General features: G+C 70.3%; 18 protein-coding genes. 9 read left to right on the top strand and 9 right to left on the bottom strand.

Annotated elements, in window-relative coordinates; genetic code table 11:
* Positions 1 to 15: 15 nt before the first annotated feature.
* Positions 16 to 588: a DUF305 domain-containing protein gene (locus EPD65_RS07410; RefSeq protein ID WP_165872925.1), complete on the bottom strand. Its 573-nt coding sequence runs from the start codon at positions 586 to 588 to the stop codon at positions 16 to 18.
* A 70-nt stretch (positions 589 to 658) separates the two neighbouring features.
* Here EPD65_RS07410 and EPD65_RS07405 point away from each other — a divergent pair, with 70 nt between their 5' ends.
* Genes EPD65_RS07405 through EPD65_RS07395 form a run of 3 tightly spaced genes read left to right on the top strand, consistent with a single transcriptional unit; the run spans position 659 to position 2,704 of the window.
* Positions 659 to 1,186: a DinB family protein gene (locus EPD65_RS07405; protein ID WP_131582710.1), complete on the top strand. Its 528-nt coding sequence runs from the start codon at positions 659 to 661 to the stop codon at positions 1,184 to 1,186.
* Entirely contained in the window at positions 1,186 to 1,383 is a 198-nt protein-coding gene (locus EPD65_RS07400) for a DUF3046 domain-containing protein (RefSeq protein ID WP_131582708.1), read from the top strand. The genes EPD65_RS07405 and EPD65_RS07400 overlap by 1 nt, the downstream gene beginning before the upstream one ends.
* Before the next feature lie 10 nt (positions 1,384 to 1,393).
* The gene (locus EPD65_RS07395; RefSeq protein ID WP_243640495.1) at positions 1,394 to 2,704 is read left to right on the top strand and encodes an MFS transporter; all 1,311 of its coding nucleotides are present in this window, start codon (positions 1,394 to 1,396) and stop codon (positions 2,702 to 2,704) included.
* Here EPD65_RS07395 and EPD65_RS07390 read toward each other — a convergent pair.
* Complete coding sequence (locus EPD65_RS07390) at positions 2,664 to 3,131, bottom strand: nucleoside deaminase (protein WP_131582706.1); 468 nt, start codon at positions 3,129 to 3,131, stop codon at positions 2,664 to 2,666. The genes EPD65_RS07395 and EPD65_RS07390 overlap by 41 nt on opposite strands.
* A gap of 1 nt (position 3,132) precedes the next feature.
* The gene (locus EPD65_RS07385; protein WP_131582704.1) at positions 3,133 to 3,591 is read right to left on the bottom strand and encodes an SRPBCC family protein; all 459 of its coding nucleotides are present in this window, start codon (positions 3,589 to 3,591) and stop codon (positions 3,133 to 3,135) included.
* A gap of 189 nt (positions 3,592 to 3,780) precedes the next feature.
* On the opposite strand from EPD65_RS07385, the gene recA reads away from it, so the two are divergent.
* The 5 genes from recA to EPD65_RS07360 all read left to right on the top strand — a co-directional run bounded on the left by recA (position 3,781) and on the right by EPD65_RS07360 (position 7,519).
* Complete coding sequence (gene recA / locus EPD65_RS07380) at positions 3,781 to 4,821, top strand: recombinase RecA (RefSeq protein ID WP_131582702.1); 1,041 nt, start codon at positions 3,781 to 3,783, stop codon at positions 4,819 to 4,821.
* A complete protein-coding gene (locus tag EPD65_RS07375) occupies positions 4,821 to 5,444 on the top strand; it encodes a regulatory protein RecX (protein ID WP_131582700.1) in 624 nt (207 codons plus the stop codon). Before recA ends, EPD65_RS07375 begins: the two co-directional genes overlap by 1 nt.
* A gap of 85 nt (positions 5,445 to 5,529) precedes the next feature.
* The gene (locus EPD65_RS07370; RefSeq protein WP_131582698.1) at positions 5,530 to 6,372 is read left to right on the top strand and encodes a PPK2 family polyphosphate kinase; all 843 of its coding nucleotides are present in this window, start codon (positions 5,530 to 5,532) and stop codon (positions 6,370 to 6,372) included.
* A complete protein-coding gene (locus EPD65_RS07365; protein ID WP_243640494.1) occupies positions 6,372 to 7,139 on the top strand; it encodes a HipA family kinase in 768 nt (255 codons plus the stop codon). Before EPD65_RS07370 ends, EPD65_RS07365 begins: the two co-directional genes overlap by 1 nt.
* Entirely contained in the window at positions 7,136 to 7,519 is a 384-nt protein-coding gene (locus EPD65_RS07360) for a DUF3037 domain-containing protein (RefSeq protein ID WP_131582695.1), read from the top strand. The genes EPD65_RS07365 and EPD65_RS07360 overlap by 4 nt, the downstream gene beginning before the upstream one ends.
* A gap of 120 nt (positions 7,520 to 7,639) precedes the next feature.
* Here the strand turns inward: EPD65_RS07360 and EPD65_RS07355 are convergent, their stop codons facing one another.
* From EPD65_RS07355 to EPD65_RS07335, 4 genes are all read right to left on the bottom strand, one after another.
* On the bottom strand, positions 7,640 to 8,383 hold the full coding sequence (locus tag EPD65_RS07355; RefSeq protein ID WP_131582693.1) for a sirohydrochlorin chelatase: 744 nt from the start codon (positions 8,381 to 8,383) through the stop codon (positions 7,640 to 7,642).
* A gap of 90 nt (positions 8,384 to 8,473) precedes the next feature.
* On the bottom strand, positions 8,474 to 9,220 hold the full coding sequence (locus EPD65_RS07350; protein ID WP_131582691.1) for a phosphoadenylyl-sulfate reductase: 747 nt from the start codon (positions 9,218 to 9,220) through the stop codon (positions 8,474 to 8,476).
* A 196-nt stretch (positions 9,221 to 9,416) separates the two neighbouring features.
* Entirely contained in the window at positions 9,417 to 11,102 is a 1,686-nt protein-coding gene (locus EPD65_RS07340; RefSeq protein ID WP_131582689.1) for a nitrite/sulfite reductase, read from the bottom strand.
* Between the two features lie 216 nt (positions 11,103 to 11,318).
* Positions 11,319 to 12,689 (bottom strand): FAD-binding oxidoreductase, encoded by a 1,371-nt coding sequence (locus EPD65_RS07335; protein WP_131582687.1) that lies wholly within the window; start codon positions 12,687 to 12,689, stop codon positions 11,319 to 11,321.
* Positions 12,690 to 12,837: 148 nt separating this feature from the next.
* Between EPD65_RS07335 and EPD65_RS07330 the strand changes: the two genes are divergently transcribed.
* A complete protein-coding gene (locus EPD65_RS07330) occupies positions 12,838 to 14,280 on the top strand; it encodes a glycine hydroxymethyltransferase (protein ID WP_131582685.1) in 1,443 nt (480 codons plus the stop codon).
* A 55-nt stretch (positions 14,281 to 14,335) separates the two neighbouring features.
* Here the strand turns inward: EPD65_RS07330 and EPD65_RS07325 are convergent, their stop codons facing one another.
* Positions 14,336 to 15,016 carry a response regulator gene (locus tag EPD65_RS07325; protein WP_131582683.1) on the bottom strand — a complete coding sequence of 227 codons (681 nt, stop codon included), beginning with the start codon at positions 15,014 to 15,016 and terminating at the stop codon, positions 14,336 to 14,338.
* Positions 15,013 to 16,590: a sensor histidine kinase gene (locus tag EPD65_RS07320; protein ID WP_131582681.1), complete on the bottom strand. Its 1,578-nt coding sequence runs from the start codon at positions 16,588 to 16,590 to the stop codon at positions 15,013 to 15,015. Before EPD65_RS07320 ends, EPD65_RS07325 begins: the two co-directional genes overlap by 4 nt.
* Positions 16,591 to 16,711: the final 121 nt, after the last annotated feature.

Raw genomic sequence — 16,711 nt, 5'->3', positions numbered from 1 at the left:
CGTCAGCGGGCGACGTCAGCCGACGAGGTCCTCGAGGGCGTCGGCCTCGTCGTCGTTGGTTGCATCGACGGCCTCCGCGAGGTCCCGCGCGTCCGCATTGGCTCCGGCCTTCTCCTCGACAGAGGCGATCCGGTCGCTGTCCTCGAGCTCGGCGAGCCAGGCCGCCACCCAGACATCCTGGAAGGTGCTGCCGGAGGCGTTCTCGACCTCCGGGAGCGGATGGGCACCGGAGTGCTCCGAGGCGTGGTCGCGCACCGTCCTCGGGACCTCCTTGCCCCAGTCCGTGAGCCACCGTGTCGTCGTGTCCACCTCCGACGCCCGCACCTCCCGCGCATCGTCGAGGAACGAGGTCAGCCGCCCGTCGAGCGTGCGCCCCACCGTCAGGTCGATGAGCGCGAACTCCTCGGCGCGCTGCTTCAGCAGGTCGCTCGCGAACGCCGCGTCAGCCGCGTTGAAGACGTCGCCGTTGGGAGCGGTCTGGCGCGGTGCAGGTGCGGCCGATTCCTCCGCCGTGCAGGCGGCGGTGCCGAGCACGAGGGCGACCGGGACGACGGCAGCAGCCACGCGGCGTACGACGGAGGGGTGCATGGCAGGGATGCTGCCATGTCTGGCAGGAACTCCTGCGACGCGGAGGGTGCTGACTGGTTCAATGAGCCGCATGTCGACGCTGCAACCGATCCCTGACGACAAGGACTGGACCTGGGTGCTGAGCCGTCCCTGCCCGGAGTGCGGGTTCGCGGCCGACACCGTGGAGACGAACGAGCTCGGCGAGATGGTCCGGATCAATGCGGAGCGGTGGGTCGCGGTGCTCGAGCGCGCCGACGCTGCAGCGCGACCGGCCGAGCGCACGTGGTCGGCCCTGGAGTATGCGTGCCACGTCCGCGACGTGCACCGGATCTTTGCCGAGCGCCTCGTGCTGATGCTCGAGACCGACAACCCCCGGTTCCCCAACTGGGACCAGGACGCGACCGCCGTCGAGGAGCGCTACGCAGACCAGGACCCGGCGGTCGTGGCGGCCGAGCTCGTGGAGGCCGCGGCGCACGTCGCGTCGATCTACGACGGAGTCCGCGGTGAGCAGTGGCTCCGTGCCGGCACGCGCAGCAACGGTTCGGTCTTCACCGTCGACTCGATCGGTCGCTATCACCTGCACGACGACGTGCACCATCTCTTCGACGTGCGCGGCTGATGCGGCACACGGAGTTCTGGGAGCGGATGACCGAGGCCCTGCGCGACGAGGCGTACGCCCGCTACTGGGCGAGCAGCACCGTCATGGGCAGCCTCGAGGGTCGCACCGTCCAGGAGGCGCTGGCGGCCGGAGAGAGCCCCAAGACGGTGTGGCGGGCGGTGCACGACGTGCTCGACCTGCCCGCGCGCGACCGGTGAGCAAGCACCGATGAGCAACGCTGATGGGTTCGCGATGAGCCTCGAGACCGGGCTGGTCGACACGGCGCAGCTGCAGCGCCGGACGGTGCGCAGCCTCGTCGCCACGCAGGCGGTGGGTGCGCTGGGCATCACGATCGCGCTGGCGACGGCGTCGCTCCTGGCGCGTGACCTCAGCGGCTCGGACAGCCTGGCCGGCCTGGCCCAGACGAGCCAGGTCCTTGGGGCCGCCGTGGCCTCCTGGACGCTCGCCTCGGTGATGGCGACCCGTGGGCGCCGTGTCGGCCTGCTGTCCGGCATCGGCTTCGCCACGGTCGGGTCGCTTATCTGCGTCGTTGCGGGCGTCCTGGGATCGATGACCCTGCTCCTGCTCGGCACGTTCCTCGTCGGGTCGATGACCGCCGCCAACGCGGCAGCGCGGTATGCCGCCACGGACCTCGCGGCCCCGGCGACCCGGGCGAGGGACCTGTCGCTCGTCGTGTGGGCGACCACGATCGGCGCCGTGCTGGGTCCCAACCTCGCCGAACCCTCTGCTCGGCTCGCCGCATGGCTCCGCCTGCCGCCGTTGACGGGGCCCTTCCTCGTCGGCGCGATCGGCATGGCCGTCGCCGCGGTGGTCGTCGCCGTCCTGCTCCGGCCGGACCCCCTGCTCGTCGCGCGGCAGCTGGCGGGCGACACCGTGCCCCGGCGTACCGGCCCGGGTGGGGTGATTGCGGGCGCCCGGGCAGTGATGCGGCAGGAGCCCCTGGTGGCCTGGGCGATGGCTGCGGTCGCCGCTGCCCACGCCGTCATGGTCGGCGTGATGGTGATGACGCCGCTGCACATGGAGCACGGTGGGGCACACCTGCACGTGATCGGCCTCGTCATCAGCGTCCACGTGCTCGGGATGTTCGCGTTCGCACCGCTCGTCGGCTGGTTCACCGACCAGATCGGTCGCCCGCAGATGATCGTCCTGGGTGCGCTCGTGCTGCTGGTCGCGCTCACGCTGGCGGGCGTCTCACCGCGGGGCAGCTCGTGGCAGGTGTTCGCTGGTCTCTTCCTGCTCGGTGTCGGCTGGTCCTTTGTCACGATCGCCGGCTCGACGATGCTCACCGACCTGACGCCGCTGGCCTCGCGCACCGACGTCCAGGGCGCGTCCGACCTCGCGATGGGCCTGTCTGCAGGCCTGGCGGGCGGTGTCTCGGGAGCGATCGTCGGGATGTTCGGCTACGGCTCGCTCAACGCGTTCGCGGCCGTGCTCGCCGTGGCGGTTCTGGTCGCAGGGATCGCGGCGTCGCGGGTCGTCAGTAGCGGGTCCGGTCCGCTCGCTCCAGCCATGCGGTGAAGGGCGCCGCCGCGTCCGGCGTACGACGGTGGGCGATGTCGGCCGGCCAGTCACTGCGCTCGCCGGTGAGGAGCTCGCGGAACCGGCGGTCGTCGAAGCCGGCGTGTGCCGCGTCATCACGATCAGCGGCGAAGACGACCCGGTCGACGCGGGCCCACAGGGCCGCACCCAGGCACATGGGGCAGGGCTCGCAGGAGGCGTAGAGCGTCAGCCCCGCCAGATCGTGGGTGCCGAGCACCTGGCCGGCTCGGCGCAGGGCCACGACCTCGGCGTGCGCCGTGGGATCGGCGTCGGCGGTGACGCGGTTGGTGCCGGTGGCGATCAGGTCGGCGCCGCGGACCAGGACGGCGCCAAAGGGCCCGCCGCTGTCGGCGACGTTGTCGCAGGCGAGGGCGACTGCGCGCTCGAGCCAGTGCAGGTCGTCCACGTCAGCCCTCGAGGAGTGCCTTGGCCTTCGCCAGGCCGGCGACCTCGGCGTCCATGCTCTTCTGCACGGCCGCGCCCATCATCAGCTTCTTGAGGCCGGTGATCTCGGCACTCAACGAGAAGTGCACGTGCGTGCCGTCTTCGACGACGGTGAACGTGTAGCGGCCCACCGGGCGCACCGGCCCGGTGATACCGCGGAAGCCGTACGCCGCGTCCTGCTCGAGCGCGGTGATCTCGATGTCGGCCGGGATGCCCTTGCCCATCGGACCGGCGATCGTCTGCTTCACGACTGCGCCGACGGCCGGGGTGCCACCGCTGATCTCCTTCACGCCGCTACGCCACGTGGGGTCGTTGGCAGGCGTGGTGAAGAACGCGAAGACGTCCGCGACGGGACGTGCGATGACGACGGTGTTGGCGGCCTGCGGCACGGTGTCCTCCTGCGATCGGGTGCGTCCCTCCATCCTGCCCGGGTGGTGTGCGACACGCCGCTCGACACGACGACGTTCGAACAGTTGTTCGGGTAGGTTGTGGTCACCGGGTACGACGTCCGGGCGAGGTTTTCCACAGGTGTCGACAGGGCTGATCAGGCTGTGTCGGTGGTTCGTCCTAACGTCGCCGATGTACTCGGCTGGTGACTACGTGAAGAGGAAATGAAGATGGCTGGAGACCGCGGCAAGGCGCTCGACGCAGCGCTCGCAAACATTGAGAAGCAGTTCGGCAAGGGCTCGATCATGCGCCTGGGTGATGAGACCCGCGCTCCGCTCGAGGTGATCCCGACCGGCGCGATCGCTCTCGACGTCGCCCTCGGCATCGGAGGCCTCCCGCGTGGCCGCGTCGTCGAGGTCTACGGCCCCGAGTCGTCCGGTAAGACGACGGTCGCGCTGCACGCGGTCGCCAACGCCCAGCGCAACGGAGGCCTGGTCGCCTTCATCGACGCCGAGCACGCGCTCGACCCGGAGTATGCGAAGAACCTCGGCGTCGACACCGACGCCCTGCTGGTCTCGCAGCCCGACTCCGGAGAGCAGGCGCTCGAGATCGCAGACATGCTGATCCGCTCCGGTGCGCTCTCGCTGATCGTCATCGACTCCGTCGCCGCGCTCGTGCCCCGTGCCGAGATCGAGGGCGAGATGGGTGACAGCCACGTCGGTCTCCAGGCCCGCCTGATGTCCCAGGCGCTCCGCAAGATGACCGGCGCGCTCAACCAGACCGGCACGACCGCGATCTTCATCAACCAGCTCCGCGAGAAGATCGGCGTCATGTTCGGCTCGCCGGAGACCACCACCGGTGGTCGCGCGCTGAAGTTCTACTCCTCGGTCCGCCTCGACGTGCGCCGCATCGAGACGCTCAAGGACGGCACCGACATGGTCGGCAACCGGACCCGCGTCAAGGTCGTGAAGAACAAGGTGGCTCCGCCGTTCAAGCAGGCCGAGTTCGACATCATGTACGGCAAGGGCATCTCCCGCGAGGGCGGCCTGATCGACGTCGGTGTCGACGCGGGCCTCGTCCGCAAGGCCGGTGCCTGGTACACGTACGAGGGCGATCAGCTCGGCCAGGGCAAGGAAAACGCGCGCAACTTCCTGCGCGACAACCCTGACCTCGCCAACGAGCTCGAGAAGAAGATCCTCGAGAAGCTCGGTGTCGGTCCGACCGTCGACGCTCCCGCTGAGGAGCCGACGAACGTCGACTTCTGATGTCTGACCCCACCACGGCGGCCCCGGCGTGGCACGGCGACGTGCACGCCGGGGTGGCCGCGTGGCTCGGCCAGGCCGGTCCGCCGCCGGACTTCGCCTCGACCGCCGACGCCATGCCGCCCGATGACCTCGAGGCGCTCGGGCCCGAGGCCGATCACGAAGCCGTCGCCCGCAAGATCCTCCTCGACGCCCTGACCGGTGCGGCCCGCTCGCGCAAGGAGCTCGCCGACAAGCTGGCGAAGAAGGACGTGCCGCCGGCGATCGCGAGCCGGCTGCTCGACCGGTTCACCGACGTCGGCCTGATCGACGACGCCGCCTTCGCCCGTCAGTGGATCGCTTCCCGCCAGCCCGGCAAGGGGCTCGCCTCGCGAGCCCTGGCACAGGAGCTGCGTCGCAAGGGCATCGACGACGAGGTCGCGCGTGAGGCCCTCGACGAGATCGACCCCGACGATGAGCTCGAGGTCGCGCGCCGCCTCGTGCAGCGCAAGCTGCGCTCGATGCGCGGCCTCGCTCCCGAGGTCGCCACCCGACGCCTCGTCGGGATGCTCGCCCGCAAGGGCCACGGCCCCGGCGTGGCCTTCGCCGTGGTCCGCGAGGAGCTCGGCGCAATCGACGACGAGTGACGTCGAAACCCGGGTTTTGACGGGTTGAGACCCGGGTTTTGACCCGTTCAGTCGCGGGTTCTGGCCGCGGTTCTAGTGTTCTGCCATGAGCTCCTTCGCTGACGCGCACGCGCTCGCGCCAGGCCCCGTCGACCTGACCGCGATCGACCCGGCCGCCACGCCGGCGTACGACGGGAAGAAGGGCGACGCCGAAGCAGCCCTGGAGGAGCTGGGCCCGGAGCTCGCCGACCTCCAGGAGCGCCTGTACGCCAACAAGGACAGCGGACGCAGCGTCCTCCTCGTCCTGCAGGGGATGGACACCTCCGGCAAGGGAGGCGTGCTCGAGCACACCGTGGGGCTGGTCAGCCCGGCCGGCGTGAAGGTGACCAGCTTCAAGGCACCGACCGACGAGGAGCGTGCGCACGACTTCCTCTGGAGGATCGAGAAGGCGCTCGCCCCGGCCGGGCTGATTGGCGTCTTCGACCGGTCGCACTACGAGGACGTGCTGATCGGCCGGGTCCGTGAGCTGGCGCCAAGCGAGGAGATCGAGCGTCGCTACGGCGCCATCAACGAGTTCGAGCAACGCATTGCAGACGCGGGCACGACGATCGTGAAGTGCATGCTCCACATCTCCGCGGCCGAGCAGAAGGAGCGTCTGCTCGCCCGGCTGGACGATCCGACCAAGCACTGGAAGTACAACCCGGGCGACATCGACGAGCGCGCCCGCTGGGCGGCGTACCGCGAGGCCTATGAGATCGCCCTGGAGCGGACCAATACCGAGGCAGCGCCCTGGCACGTGATCCCCAGTGACCACAAGTGGTACCGCAATCTCGCCATCGGCCACCTCCTGCTCGACGCCCTGCGCGGCCTGGATCTCAGCTGGCCTACCGCCGACTTCGACGTCGAACACGAGAAGCAGCGACTGCGTGACGAGGTGCCGGTCCAGTGATGCCCACCGTCTCCGTCACCCGCTACGTCGCACCGCTTCGCGAGGGCGGCTCGCTCCCGGGCATCGTGGAGGCCGACGACCTCGGCACCTACGTCTGCAAGTTCCGGGGCGCCGGGCAGGGTCTGCGTGTGCTTGTCGCCGAGACCATCGCCAGTGGACTGGCGACGCGCCTCGGGTTGCAGACCCCGCGCCTCGTCGCCCTGGAGCTGGCCGACGCGCTGGCTCGCTACGAGGCGGACGAGGAGATCCAGGACCTGCTGCGTGCCAGCCTCGGGCTCAACCTGGGCGTGGACTTCCTGCCGGGATCCTTCGGTTTCGACGGCACGACGAGCCTGCCCGAGGGCGTGGCCGGCACCGTCTTCTGGCTCGACGCCTTCATCGCCAACGTCGACCGCTCCTGGCGCAACCCGAACCTCCTGCTGTGGCACGGAGACCTCTGGGTCATCGACCACGGAGCATCGCTCTACTTCCACCACGGCTGGAGCGGGGGAGTCGGCGACCCCGCCCGCTTCGCCGCCCTCCGATGGAACGCCGACGACCACGTCCTCCTCGAAGCGGCCAAGGCAGACGATCTCGAGGCGATCGACCGGCGCGCGCGGGCGACGCTGAGCCGCGCGGCCTTCGAGGAGATCCTGGCCGACGTGCCGGACGCCTGGCTGGAGCCCGTGCCGGGTGCCGACTCGCCGGATGCCGTGCGCGCCGCGTACGTCGCGTTCCTCGATGCCCGTCTGCAAGCCACCGCGTGGTGGGAAGCGGTGTCCCGATGACCGAGCGCCATCCCTACCAGTACGTCGTGCTGCGGTGCGTTCCTCGCGTCGAGCGCGAGGAGTTCCTCAACGTCGGCGTCGTCGTGTACTGCCAGGAGACGAAGTTCCTTGCGGCCGCCTGGAGCTGCGACACGGCGCGCCTGCGCGCCCTCGACGCCACGCTCGACGTGAGCCGGGTCTGCGACGCGCTGTCGTACGTCGAGGGGGTCTGCGCCGGCGACGCGGCGGTCGGCGCCGCTGGTCGTGGGGACCTCGGCACCCGCTTCGGGTTCGTGAAGGCCCCGCGGAGCACCGTCCTGCAGCCGGGCCCGGTGCATGGCGGCATCACTGCCGATCCTGCGCGCGAGCTCGCGCACCTGCTGCAGCGCTTCGTCGGCTAGCCCGCTGAGACGGGCCTCGTGCCAACGCGAAACGGGCCCCGTGCCAACGCGAAACGGGGCCCGTGCCGCAGCACGAGCCCCGTTTCGACGGGGCACAAGGCCCGTCTCGGCAGAGGTGGGTCAGACGGGGACGAGCTCGACGGCGCCGACGGCGTACCGCGCGAGGATCGTGCGCGCCAGCTCCGGGTGGGCGCCCAGAGGCTCGGAGACCGCGACGGCGCCCGCCTCGACGGCGAGCTCGGAGGCACGGTCGATGAGCGACCCGGGGGCCAGGAAGAGGGACGCGACCGCGATGTGACGACGGCCCTCGTTACGGAAGGCGCGGACGGCCTCGCCGGTCGCTGGCGGAGCGGTCGACGCGTAGGCAGCCTTGACCGGCAGCTTGTGGTGCGCGCCCCAGACACGGGCCAGGCGGGCGACTGCCTGGTTGGCGAGCGGGTCGGACGAGCCTGCCGCGGCGAGGACGAGGGCGTCCAGCTCGCGACATCGGGCAGCGGCCAGCGCCTCACGCAGGCGCTGGTCGAGCACCTCGAGGAACGACATCTCGTGACCGAGGATCGCCGTGGCGCGGATCTGCAGGCCCTCGTGACGCGCGGCCTGCTCGGCAACGGCCGTCGGGACGTCGATCTTGGCGTGGAACGCCTCGCTGAGCAGGAGCGGAACGACGACGATCTCGTCGAATCCGGCCTTCACCAGGCGGTCCACGACGGTCGAGAACGACGGACGCGACAGGTCCAGGAACGCGGCCTCGATGCGCAGGTCGGGGCGCAGTGCCCGGACCTCCGCCACGAGGGCGTTGATCGTCGCGGCCGACCGCGGGTCACGGGAACCATGAGCCAGGGCAACCAGTGCAGGAGCAGCCATCGTGTGCGGCCTCCCTTCGGGATATCGGTGCGAGTCGACAACGCTGTCGATTAGACGGTCAATTCAGTTATCGAAAGTTCACGCTGCGGCTCAGGTGTGGATGCCGCACTCGGTCTTGTTCTGGCCGGCCCAGCGTCCCGAGCGCGGGTCGTCGCCGGGCTTGACGCGCGAGGTGCACGGCCAGCAACCGATCGAGGGGTAGTCGTCGTAGACGAGGGGGTTCACGAGCACACCGTTGTCCTGGATGTACTGCTCGACCTGCTCGTCGGTCCACCGCGCGATCGGGGAGACCTTGACCTTCTTCTTCTTGGCATCCCAGCCGACGACCGGAGCGGACACCCGGTTGTGGGTCTCGGCCCGGCGCAGGCCGGTCGCCCAGGCGTCGTAGCCGTCGAGGGAGGTCGCGAGAGGCTCGACCTTGCGCAGCTTGCAGCACAGGTCGGGGTCGCGCTTGTAGAGATCCGGGCCGTACTGCGCGTCCTGCTCGGCCACCGACTGCACGGGCGTGATCGTGATCAGGTTGACGGGCATCGTGTGCTTGACGGCGTCGGCGGTGCCGATCGTCTCGGCGAAGTGATACCCGGTGTCGAGGAAGACCACGTCGACGCCCGGCACGACCTTGGACGCGAGGTGCGCGAGCACCGCGTCGCCCATCGAGGACGTGATGCAGAAGCGCTCGCCGAAGGTGGCGGCAGCCCACTCGATGATGTGCTCGGCGGGGGCGAGCTCCAGCTCGGCACCCACGTGGGACACGATCTCGCGCAGCTCCTCCTGGGAGCGGCCCTCGATCTGCGAGCCTCGCGAGAGGCGCGCGGCGCGCGTCGTTGCGGCGGTCATGCGAGATCCTCCGATGCAGATACGGACCCGCTGGATCCGTTCGGTCGGATGAGACCCAGCAGGGTGACGGTGAACGCCCGGAGGCAGCTGCGGCATTCCCACTCGCCCGCGGACGCGGAGTGGGGACGGAGGTCCTCCTCGCCGCAGTACGGGCAGTGGTAGATCTCCGCGCGGGAGCTCATCGTCGAGGTGGTCATCAGCGCAGCAGGTCCTCGTCGGCACGCTGCACCCAGGTCTGGAACGACTCACCCGCGGCGCGACCCGCGAGGTAGTTCGTCACGACCTTGGTGATGTAGTCGTCCAGGCCGGCCGAGGTCACCTTGTGCGCACGCAGCTTGCGGCCGAAGTTCGCGCCGAGCGCCAGGCCGCCACCGAGGTGGACCTGGTAGCCGGAGACCTGCTCGCCGTTCTCGTCGAGGACGAGCTGGCCCTTGAGGCCGATGTCCGCGACCTGCGTACGCGCGCAGGCGTTCGGGCAGCCGTTGAGGTTGACCGAGATGGGGGAGTCGAGCTCGGGGAAGCGCTTCTCCAGCTCCTCGATCAGGTCCTTGGCGCGGTCCTTGGTCTCGACGATCGCGAGCTTGCAGTACTCGATGCCGGTGCAGGCCATCGTGCGGCGGCGCCAGTTGGACGGGGCCGCCGTGAGGCCGATCTTCTCGAGCCCCGCAGCGAACGCCTCCGTGTCGGCGCCGTCGACGCCGATCACCACGAGCTTCTGGTACGCCGTCAGGCGGGCGCCCTGGGCGCCGTACTGCTCGACGAGGTCAGCCAGACCGAGCAGCACGTCGCCGTTGATGCGGCCGACGACCGGCGCGGCGCCGATGAAGAACTTGCCGTCCTTCTGCTCGTGCACGCCGATGTGGTCACCCTGGTGCTCCGGCACGGCCGGCGACTCGCACCGGACCATCTCGCGCTTGAGGTACTTGACCTCCATGACCTCGCGGAACTTCTCCATGCCCCAGTCGGCCACGAGGAACTTCAGGCGGGCACGCGAGCGCAGGCGGCGGTAGCCGTAGTCACGGAAGATGCCGGCAACGGCCTCCCAGACATCCGGGACCTCCTCGAGCGGGATCCACACGCCGAGCTTCTGCGCGAGGTGCGGGTTGGTCGAGAGACCGCCGCCAACCCAGCAGTCGAAGCCGACGCCGAGCTCGGGGTGGACGGTCGCGACGAAGGCGACGTCGTTGACCTCCGGCGCCACGTCGTGCGACGGGTGGCCGGTCAGCGCGGTCTTGAACTTGCGCGGGAAGTTGGAGTACTCCGGGTTGCCCAGCGAGCGACGCTTGATCTCGGCGAGCGCGGAGGAGCCGTCGATCAGCTCGTCCTTCGCGATGCCAGCGACGGGGGAGCCGAGGAACGGACGCGGCGAGTCACCGCAGGCCTCGATGGTGGTGAGACCGACCGCGTCGAGGCGCTCCCACATGTCCGGGACGGAGCCGATCTCGATCCAGTGGTACTGGATGTTGTTGCGGTCCGTGATGTCGGCGGTGCCGCGGGCGTACTCGTTGGAGAGCGAGCCGAGGGTGCGCAGCGCGGCACCGGTCAGGATCTGACCGTCGGTGCGCACGCGCATCATGAAGAAGCTGTCGTCCAGCTCCTCCTCTTCGAGCGTCGCGGTCTTGCCGCCGTCGAAGCCGGGGGCGCGCTGCGTGTAGAGGCCGGCCCAGCGGAAGCGACCGCGCTTGTCGGCCGGGTCGATCCGGTCGAACTCGGCCTGCGCCCAGGTGCTCTTGATGCGGCCGATCGCGTTGAGCGGGTTGTCGTCCCGCTTGGACTGCTCGTTCTTGTTGAGCGGCTCGAGATAGCCGAGTCCCCACTGACCCTCTCCGCGCTTCGGACGGGGGATCTCCACCTTGACGGCAGGGGTGGGCTGGTCGTTCATCGATGTCCTTCGAACGGGGCAACGGGAATGCGGACGCAGGCCGGGGCCGGGTCCCACATTGACGCGGGCAAGTCTCACGTTGCGGACACCCGCATCACAAGCCGAAATCTCGTGATGTGGACGGAGAGTCCGTGATTCGAGACATCGTGGGCCGGTTTCCCGGTGGCGAGGGCCTGACGTGTGACCGACCCGACACGACCTGACGCGAGCGACCGGTCAGGCCGGAGGGATGTTCTGGTTGTGCCTGAAGACGTTCTCAGGATCCCATGCCCGCTTGATCTCCCGGAGCCGGGCGTACTTCGCCGGGCCGTACGCCGACTCGACCCGCGTCAGCCCTTCGTCGCCGATGAAGTTCAGGTAGACGCTTCCGGTGGTCCACGGCTTCATGGCGGCGGCCAGGCCACGGATGTGGTCGATGTTCGCCTGGTCCTGTGAGGGATCGGGCGGCCACATCCCCAGCATGTGCAGGTTGAACGGCGCACTGCGGTTGCCGAACGCCGTGGCATCGTCGGAGACGCGCGCGATCGCTCCGCCGCCGGCCACGACGATCAGCTGGGTGAGGGGTGACACGGGCGGGAAGCCGTGCTCGACCCATGCCGCGACCGCCTCGTCGGGGAAGTCGGTCAGGAAGTCGCCGGTCCAGTAGTTGTGCATGCCCTTCTGGTTCGGCGGGTCGAGCAGCTGCTGCACGGCGACGTAGGGCATCGGCTGGCACAGGTTTGCGGCGGGCGGGCCGAACTCCAGCAGCGGAGCCAGTACGCCGGGTGCGGCGGCCGGGTCGCCGGCGTACGCGATGACGACCCCGACGCAGGGCTGGCCGCGTGCGGGCTCGGGCACGAACTCCTCCGGCGGCGCCGTGATCAGGGCGACGCCGGATCCGACCTCGTCGGGAGCGGTACGCATGAAGTCCCGCCAGTTGCGGAGCACGTCGACGGCCATGAAGCCGGGGTAGAGGAGCATTCCGCCGAAGACGATCGGCCCGAGCGGGTGCAGGTGGAGGGTGAACTCGGTGACCACGCCGAAGTTGCCACCGCCGCCGCGGATCGCCCAGAAGAGGTCGGGGTTCTCGGTGTCGCTCGCGGTCACGATGCGGCCATCCGCGGTCACGACCTCAGCCGCGAGCAGGTTGTCGCAGACGAAACCGAACGCCCGCTCCAGCCAGCCGCTGCCGGAGCCGAGGCTCAGCCCGCCGACACCGGTCGTGGAGACCCGTCCGCCGGTGACGGCCAGTCCGTGCTCCTGCGTTGCCGCGTCGACGACACCCCACGTGGCACCGCCGCCGACGCGCGCGATCCGGGCCTCCGGGTCGACCGCGACCCCGTCGAGCCCGCGCAGGTCGACGCACACGCCGCCGTCGACCACGGCGGAGCCGGTGACACCATGACCGCCGCCGTACACGCTGAGGGGGAGACCGTCGGCACGAGCGGAGGCGATCGCCGCCGCCACGTCCGCGGCAGAGCTGCACCGCATGATCCGCTGCGGACGTCGGTCGACCAGCCCGTTGAAGACGGTCCGCGCTGCGTCGTACCCGGGGCTCGCCGGGGTAAGCGTCTCGCCGTTGAAGCTCTGGTTCACGGTCTCGGTCATGACAGCGCCACCTCCGTGTGAAAGGTCCGGGATTCGAGCGTCCTGCGCCGCGCGAGGGGGCGACAACCGACCCCGGCGAACACTGGAGGGGGCACTGGGGTTCAGGACGATGCAGGACCAGTCCGAAGACGTCACTAGGATCTGCGGCATGACCGATCTCTCTGCCCTCACCAGCTCTGCGTACAAGCAGGCCCTCGAAGTGATCGCCTCCGTCGAGCCGCGCGTTGCCGAGGCGACCCGCAAGGAGCTCGAGGACCAGCGCGCGTCGCTGAAGCTCATCGCGTCCGAGAACTACGCCAGCCCCGCCGTCCTGATGACGATGGGCACCTGGTTCTCCGACAAGTACGCCGAGGGCACGGTCGGTCACCGCTTCTACGCCGGTTGTCAGAACGTCGACACCGTCGAGACGCTCGCCGCCGAGCACGCCAAGGAGCTCTTCGGCGCCGAGTACGCCTACGCGCAGCCGCACTCCGGCATCGACGCCAACCTCACGGCGTACTGGGCGATCCTGGCGCAGCGCGTCGAGGGCCCGTGGCTGGAGAACGTCGGCGTCAAGAACATGAACGACCTGTCCGAGGCCGACTGGGAGAAGCTGCGCCACGAGCTCGGCAACCAGCGCCTCCTCGGCATGAGCCTGGACGCCGGTGGCCACCTGACGCACGGCTTCCGCCCGAACATCTCCGGCAAGATGTTCCACCAGAACCAGTACGGCACGGACCCGGTCACGGGCCTCATCGACTACGACGCCCTCCGCGCGAAGGCGAAGGAGTTCAAGCCGCTCATCCTGGTCGCCGGCTACTCGGCGTACCCGCGTCGGGTGAACTTCGCCAAGATGCGCGAGATCGCCGACGAGGTGGGCGCGACCCTCATGGTCGACATGGCGCACTTCGCCGGTCTGGTCGCGGGCAAGGTCTTCACGGGCGACGAGAACCCGGTTCCGTTCGCCGACGTCGTCACCACCACCACGCACAAGTCGCTTCGCGGCCCGCGCGGCGGTCTGATCCTCGCGACCAAGGAGTACGCCGGCAACGTCGACCGCGGCTGCCCGATGGTCCTCGGCGGACCGCTCTCGCACGTCATGGCCGCCAAGGCTGTGGCGCTCGCGGAGGCGAAGACCGAGTCGTTCCAGACGTACGCGCAGAACGTTGCGGACAACGCCAAGTCGCTGGCCGACGGCTTCCTCAAGCGGGGCGCCAAGCTCGTCACGGGCGGCACGGACAACCACCTCGTGCTCCTCGACGTCACGAGCTTCGGCCTGACCGGTCGCCAGGCCGAGCAGGCCCTGCTCGACGCCGGTGTCGTCACCAACCGCAACTCGGTCCCGGCCGACCCGAACGGCGCCTGGTACACCTCCGGCATCCGCTTCGGCACGCCCGCGCTCACCACGCGTGGCTTCGGGCACGACGAGTTCGACAACGTCGCCGACCTGGTCGTCGACGTCCTGAAGAACACGACGCCGGGCGTCACCAAGGACGGCGGCTCGTCGAAGGCGACGTACAAGCTGGCGGACGGCGTCGCGGACAAGACCCGCGCCGCGTCGGCCGAGATGCTCGACAAGCACCCGCTCTACCCCGGTCTCGACCTGGCCTGAGCGACGACAGGGTCCCGGCACAGCGCTCAGGCGCCGGCCGGGACCCTTCGGCATTTCACCGCCAGCGGTAGGCGATCTCGGGTCGGCCGGCCCCGCCGTAGCGCTGGGTGCGCTCGACGGAGCCGGTGTCGGCAAGGTGCTCCAGATAACGACGTGCCGTGACCCGCGAGGCGCCGATCTCCGCAGCGACCTCGGAGGCGGACATGCTCGCCTCGGCCGCGCGCAGCGCGTCGGCCACGTCGCGCAGTGACTCGGCGGACATCCCCTTGGGGAGCGGTGCGCTGCCACCCCGCGAGCGCAACGCTCCGAACATGGCGTCGACGTCGTGCTGCGCGACCTGCGTGCCGCTCGAGGAGAGCTGCGCGCGGTACGCGGCGTACTGCTCGAGCTTGTCGCGGAACGTCGCGAACGTGAACGGCTTCAGCAGGTACTGCACGACGCCCTGCGCCACCGCAGCACGGACGACGTCGGCGTCACGCGCGGAGGTCACCGCGATGACGTCACAGAGATGCCCGGCGGCGCGCAGGCGCTGCACGAGCCCCAGGCCGTGGCCGTCGGGGAGGTGCATGTCGAGGAGCACGAGCTGGATGTCCGGGTCGGCGCCGAGCATCCGGAGCGCTTCGCCCGCGGAGCGCGCGACGCCAGCGGTCTCGAACCCCGTGACCCGCTCCGTGTACGCCGCGTGGGCGCGCGCCGCGATCTCCTCGTCCTCGACGACCAGCACCCGGATGCTCATGGCGCCTCCACGGGGATCGCGACGTGGAAGCGGGCGCCGCCCAGCGGGGCGTCGCCGACGGTGACCGTGCCGCCATGTCGGCGGACCAGCTGGGCCACGAGGGCGAGCCCGACGCCGCGCCCCGAGGCGGCCTTGGTGGACCAGCCGCGCTCCAGCACCCGGTCCACGTCGCCTATGGGGATGCCGGGGCCGCTGTCGTCGACGGTGACCGCGAACCAGCCGCCCCCGCTGTCGAACGCGACGCGCACCCGGCGTACCTCGGAGCTCGTGGCGGCGTCGAGGGCGTTGTCGACGAGATTGCCGACGAGCGTGAGCAGCTCGCGCGACGACAACGGCAGTCCCGCGGTCGTGAGCCGGCCGGCGACCTCCAGCGCGATGCCGCGCTCGGCGGCCTCGGCGCTCTTGCCGAGCAGGAGTGCGGCGACCACGGGTTCCTCGATGGAGGCCGTCAGCCGGTCGGTGAGCAGCTGGGCGACGTGGAGCTCGCCGATGGCGAACTCGACTGCTTCCTCCGGCTGGCCCATCTCGATGAGCGACACGACGGCGTGCAGCCGGTTGGCTGCCTCGTGGTTCTGCGCGCGCAGCGAGTCTGTCAGCCCGCGGACCAGGTCGAGCTCACCGGACACGTCCTGGAGCTCGGTCCGGTCCCGTAGCGAGACCACGGAGCCGACGGTGCGCCCGCGCCAGACGGCAGGGGAGGAGCTCACGACGAGCACGTGGCGGTCGGTGACGTAGATGTCGTCGGCTGCGGCGTTCTCCCCGACCGCTGCGCGGCTCAGGGCCGGAGGCAGACCCAGCTCGTGGACCGAGCGGCCAGCCACGTCGTCAGGCAGGGAGAGCAGGCGCCGCGCTTCGTCGTTGACGAGCTGGACGCGGTCGCGGGTGTCCACCAGGACCAGGCCCTCACGCACCGCGTGGAGGACCGCGTCGTAGTACTCGTACATCCGGGTGATCTCGTCGGCGCCCATGCCGTGGGTCTGGCGGCGGAGGCGCCTGTTGACGAGGAAGGCTCCGGCTGTGCCGGCGAGCAGCACGAGCCCGCCCGCGATGCCGAGCGGCAACAGGGCGCGCACCAGCTGGCTGTTGAGCCGGTCGAGCGTGATGCCGACGGCCACGTAGGCGATGACCTCCCCGCCGTCGGTGACCGGCACGACCGTGCGGACCGAGGGGCCCAACGTGCCGGCGTACTCCTGGCTGAAGGGGCGTCCCTGCGGCGCAGTGCCGAGGTCGCCGATGAAGAGCTTGCCGATCTGCGTCGGGTCGGGGTGGGTGCAGCGGGTCCGGTCGGGACGCATGATCACCACGAAGTCCGTCCCCGTGTCCTGCCGCACGTCCTCGGCGTACGGCTCCAGCGCACGGCAGGGCTCCGGGCCCCGCAGCGCCGCCAGCACAGTGGGGGAGTCGGCCACCGCGCGGGCGGTCACCAGCGTCTCGGCCCTCGCCTGGGTCCGCACATCACCCCGTGCGTCGTACGCCGCCAGGCCGAGCGCGGCAGCGACCAGCACGGTCACGAGCAGCAGCTGCAGGAGCAGGATCTGCCGCGCGACGGAGCTGTCACGACGGGGTCGGCGCATGTCGGTGATTCTGCACGGTTCGCGGCTGCCGTGCAGGGCCGTGAACTCTGTGAACAGAACGGTGACGGCCGTCACATCGGTGGACAGCATGAGGTGGTCGGGAGGGACCCGCACACCGCTG

Origin of the sequence: Nocardioides jejuensis (assembly GCF_004337475.1) — a bacterium.
Classification (GTDB): Bacteria; Actinomycetota; Actinomycetes; order Propionibacteriales; family Nocardioidaceae; genus Nocardioides; species Nocardioides jejuensis.
Note: the sequence above shows the minus strand (reverse complement) of the source record. Positions and strands in the feature narration are given on the sequence as shown.

What these genes read in the sequence shown, in the direction of transcription:
- EPD65_RS07410 (WP_165872925.1), bottom strand. Translation starts at nt 588, where the DNA reads ATGCACCCCTCCGTCGTACGCCGCGTGGCTGCTGCCGTCGTCCCGGTC.
- EPD65_RS07405 (WP_131582710.1), top strand. Translation starts at nt 659, where the DNA reads ATGTCGACGCTGCAACCGATCCCTGACGACAAGGACTGGACCTGGGTG.
- EPD65_RS07400 (WP_131582708.1), top strand. Translation starts at nt 1,186, where the DNA reads ATGCGGCACACGGAGTTCTGGGAGCGGATGACCGAGGCCCTGCGCGAC.
- EPD65_RS07395 (WP_243640495.1), top strand. Translation starts at nt 1,394, where the DNA reads ATGAGCAACGCTGATGGGTTCGCGATGAGCCTCGAGACCGGGCTGGTC.
- EPD65_RS07385 (WP_131582704.1), bottom strand. Translation starts at nt 3,591, where the DNA reads ATGGAGGGACGCACCCGATCGCAGGAGGACACCGTGCCGCAGGCCGCC.
- recA (WP_131582702.1), top strand. Translation starts at nt 3,781, where the DNA reads ATGAAGATGGCTGGAGACCGCGGCAAGGCGCTCGACGCAGCGCTCGCA.
- EPD65_RS07375 (WP_131582700.1), top strand. Translation starts at nt 4,821, where the DNA reads ATGTCTGACCCCACCACGGCGGCCCCGGCGTGGCACGGCGACGTGCAC.
- EPD65_RS07370 (WP_131582698.1), top strand. Translation starts at nt 5,530, where the DNA reads ATGAGCTCCTTCGCTGACGCGCACGCGCTCGCGCCAGGCCCCGTCGAC.
- EPD65_RS07365 (WP_243640494.1), top strand. Translation starts at nt 6,372, where the DNA reads ATGCCCACCGTCTCCGTCACCCGCTACGTCGCACCGCTTCGCGAGGGC.
- EPD65_RS07360 (WP_131582695.1), top strand. Translation starts at nt 7,136, where the DNA reads ATGACCGAGCGCCATCCCTACCAGTACGTCGTGCTGCGGTGCGTTCCT.
- EPD65_RS07355 (WP_131582693.1), bottom strand. Translation starts at nt 8,383, where the DNA reads ATGGCTGCTCCTGCACTGGTTGCCCTGGCTCATGGTTCCCGTGACCCG.
- EPD65_RS07350 (WP_131582691.1), bottom strand. Translation starts at nt 9,220, where the DNA reads ATGACCGCCGCAACGACGCGCGCCGCGCGCCTCTCGCGAGGCTCGCAG.
- EPD65_RS07340 (WP_131582689.1), bottom strand. Translation starts at nt 11,102, where the DNA reads ATGAACGACCAGCCCACCCCTGCCGTCAAGGTGGAGATCCCCCGTCCG.
- EPD65_RS07335 (WP_131582687.1), bottom strand. Translation starts at nt 12,689, where the DNA reads ATGACCGAGACCGTGAACCAGAGCTTCAACGGCGAGACGCTTACCCCG.
- EPD65_RS07330 (WP_131582685.1), top strand. Translation starts at nt 12,838, where the DNA reads ATGACCGATCTCTCTGCCCTCACCAGCTCTGCGTACAAGCAGGCCCTC.
- EPD65_RS07325 (WP_131582683.1), bottom strand. Translation starts at nt 15,016, where the DNA reads ATGAGCATCCGGGTGCTGGTCGTCGAGGACGAGGAGATCGCGGCGCGC.
- EPD65_RS07320 (WP_131582681.1), bottom strand. Translation starts at nt 16,590, where the DNA reads ATGCGCCGACCCCGTCGTGACAGCTCCGTCGCGCGGCAGATCCTGCTC.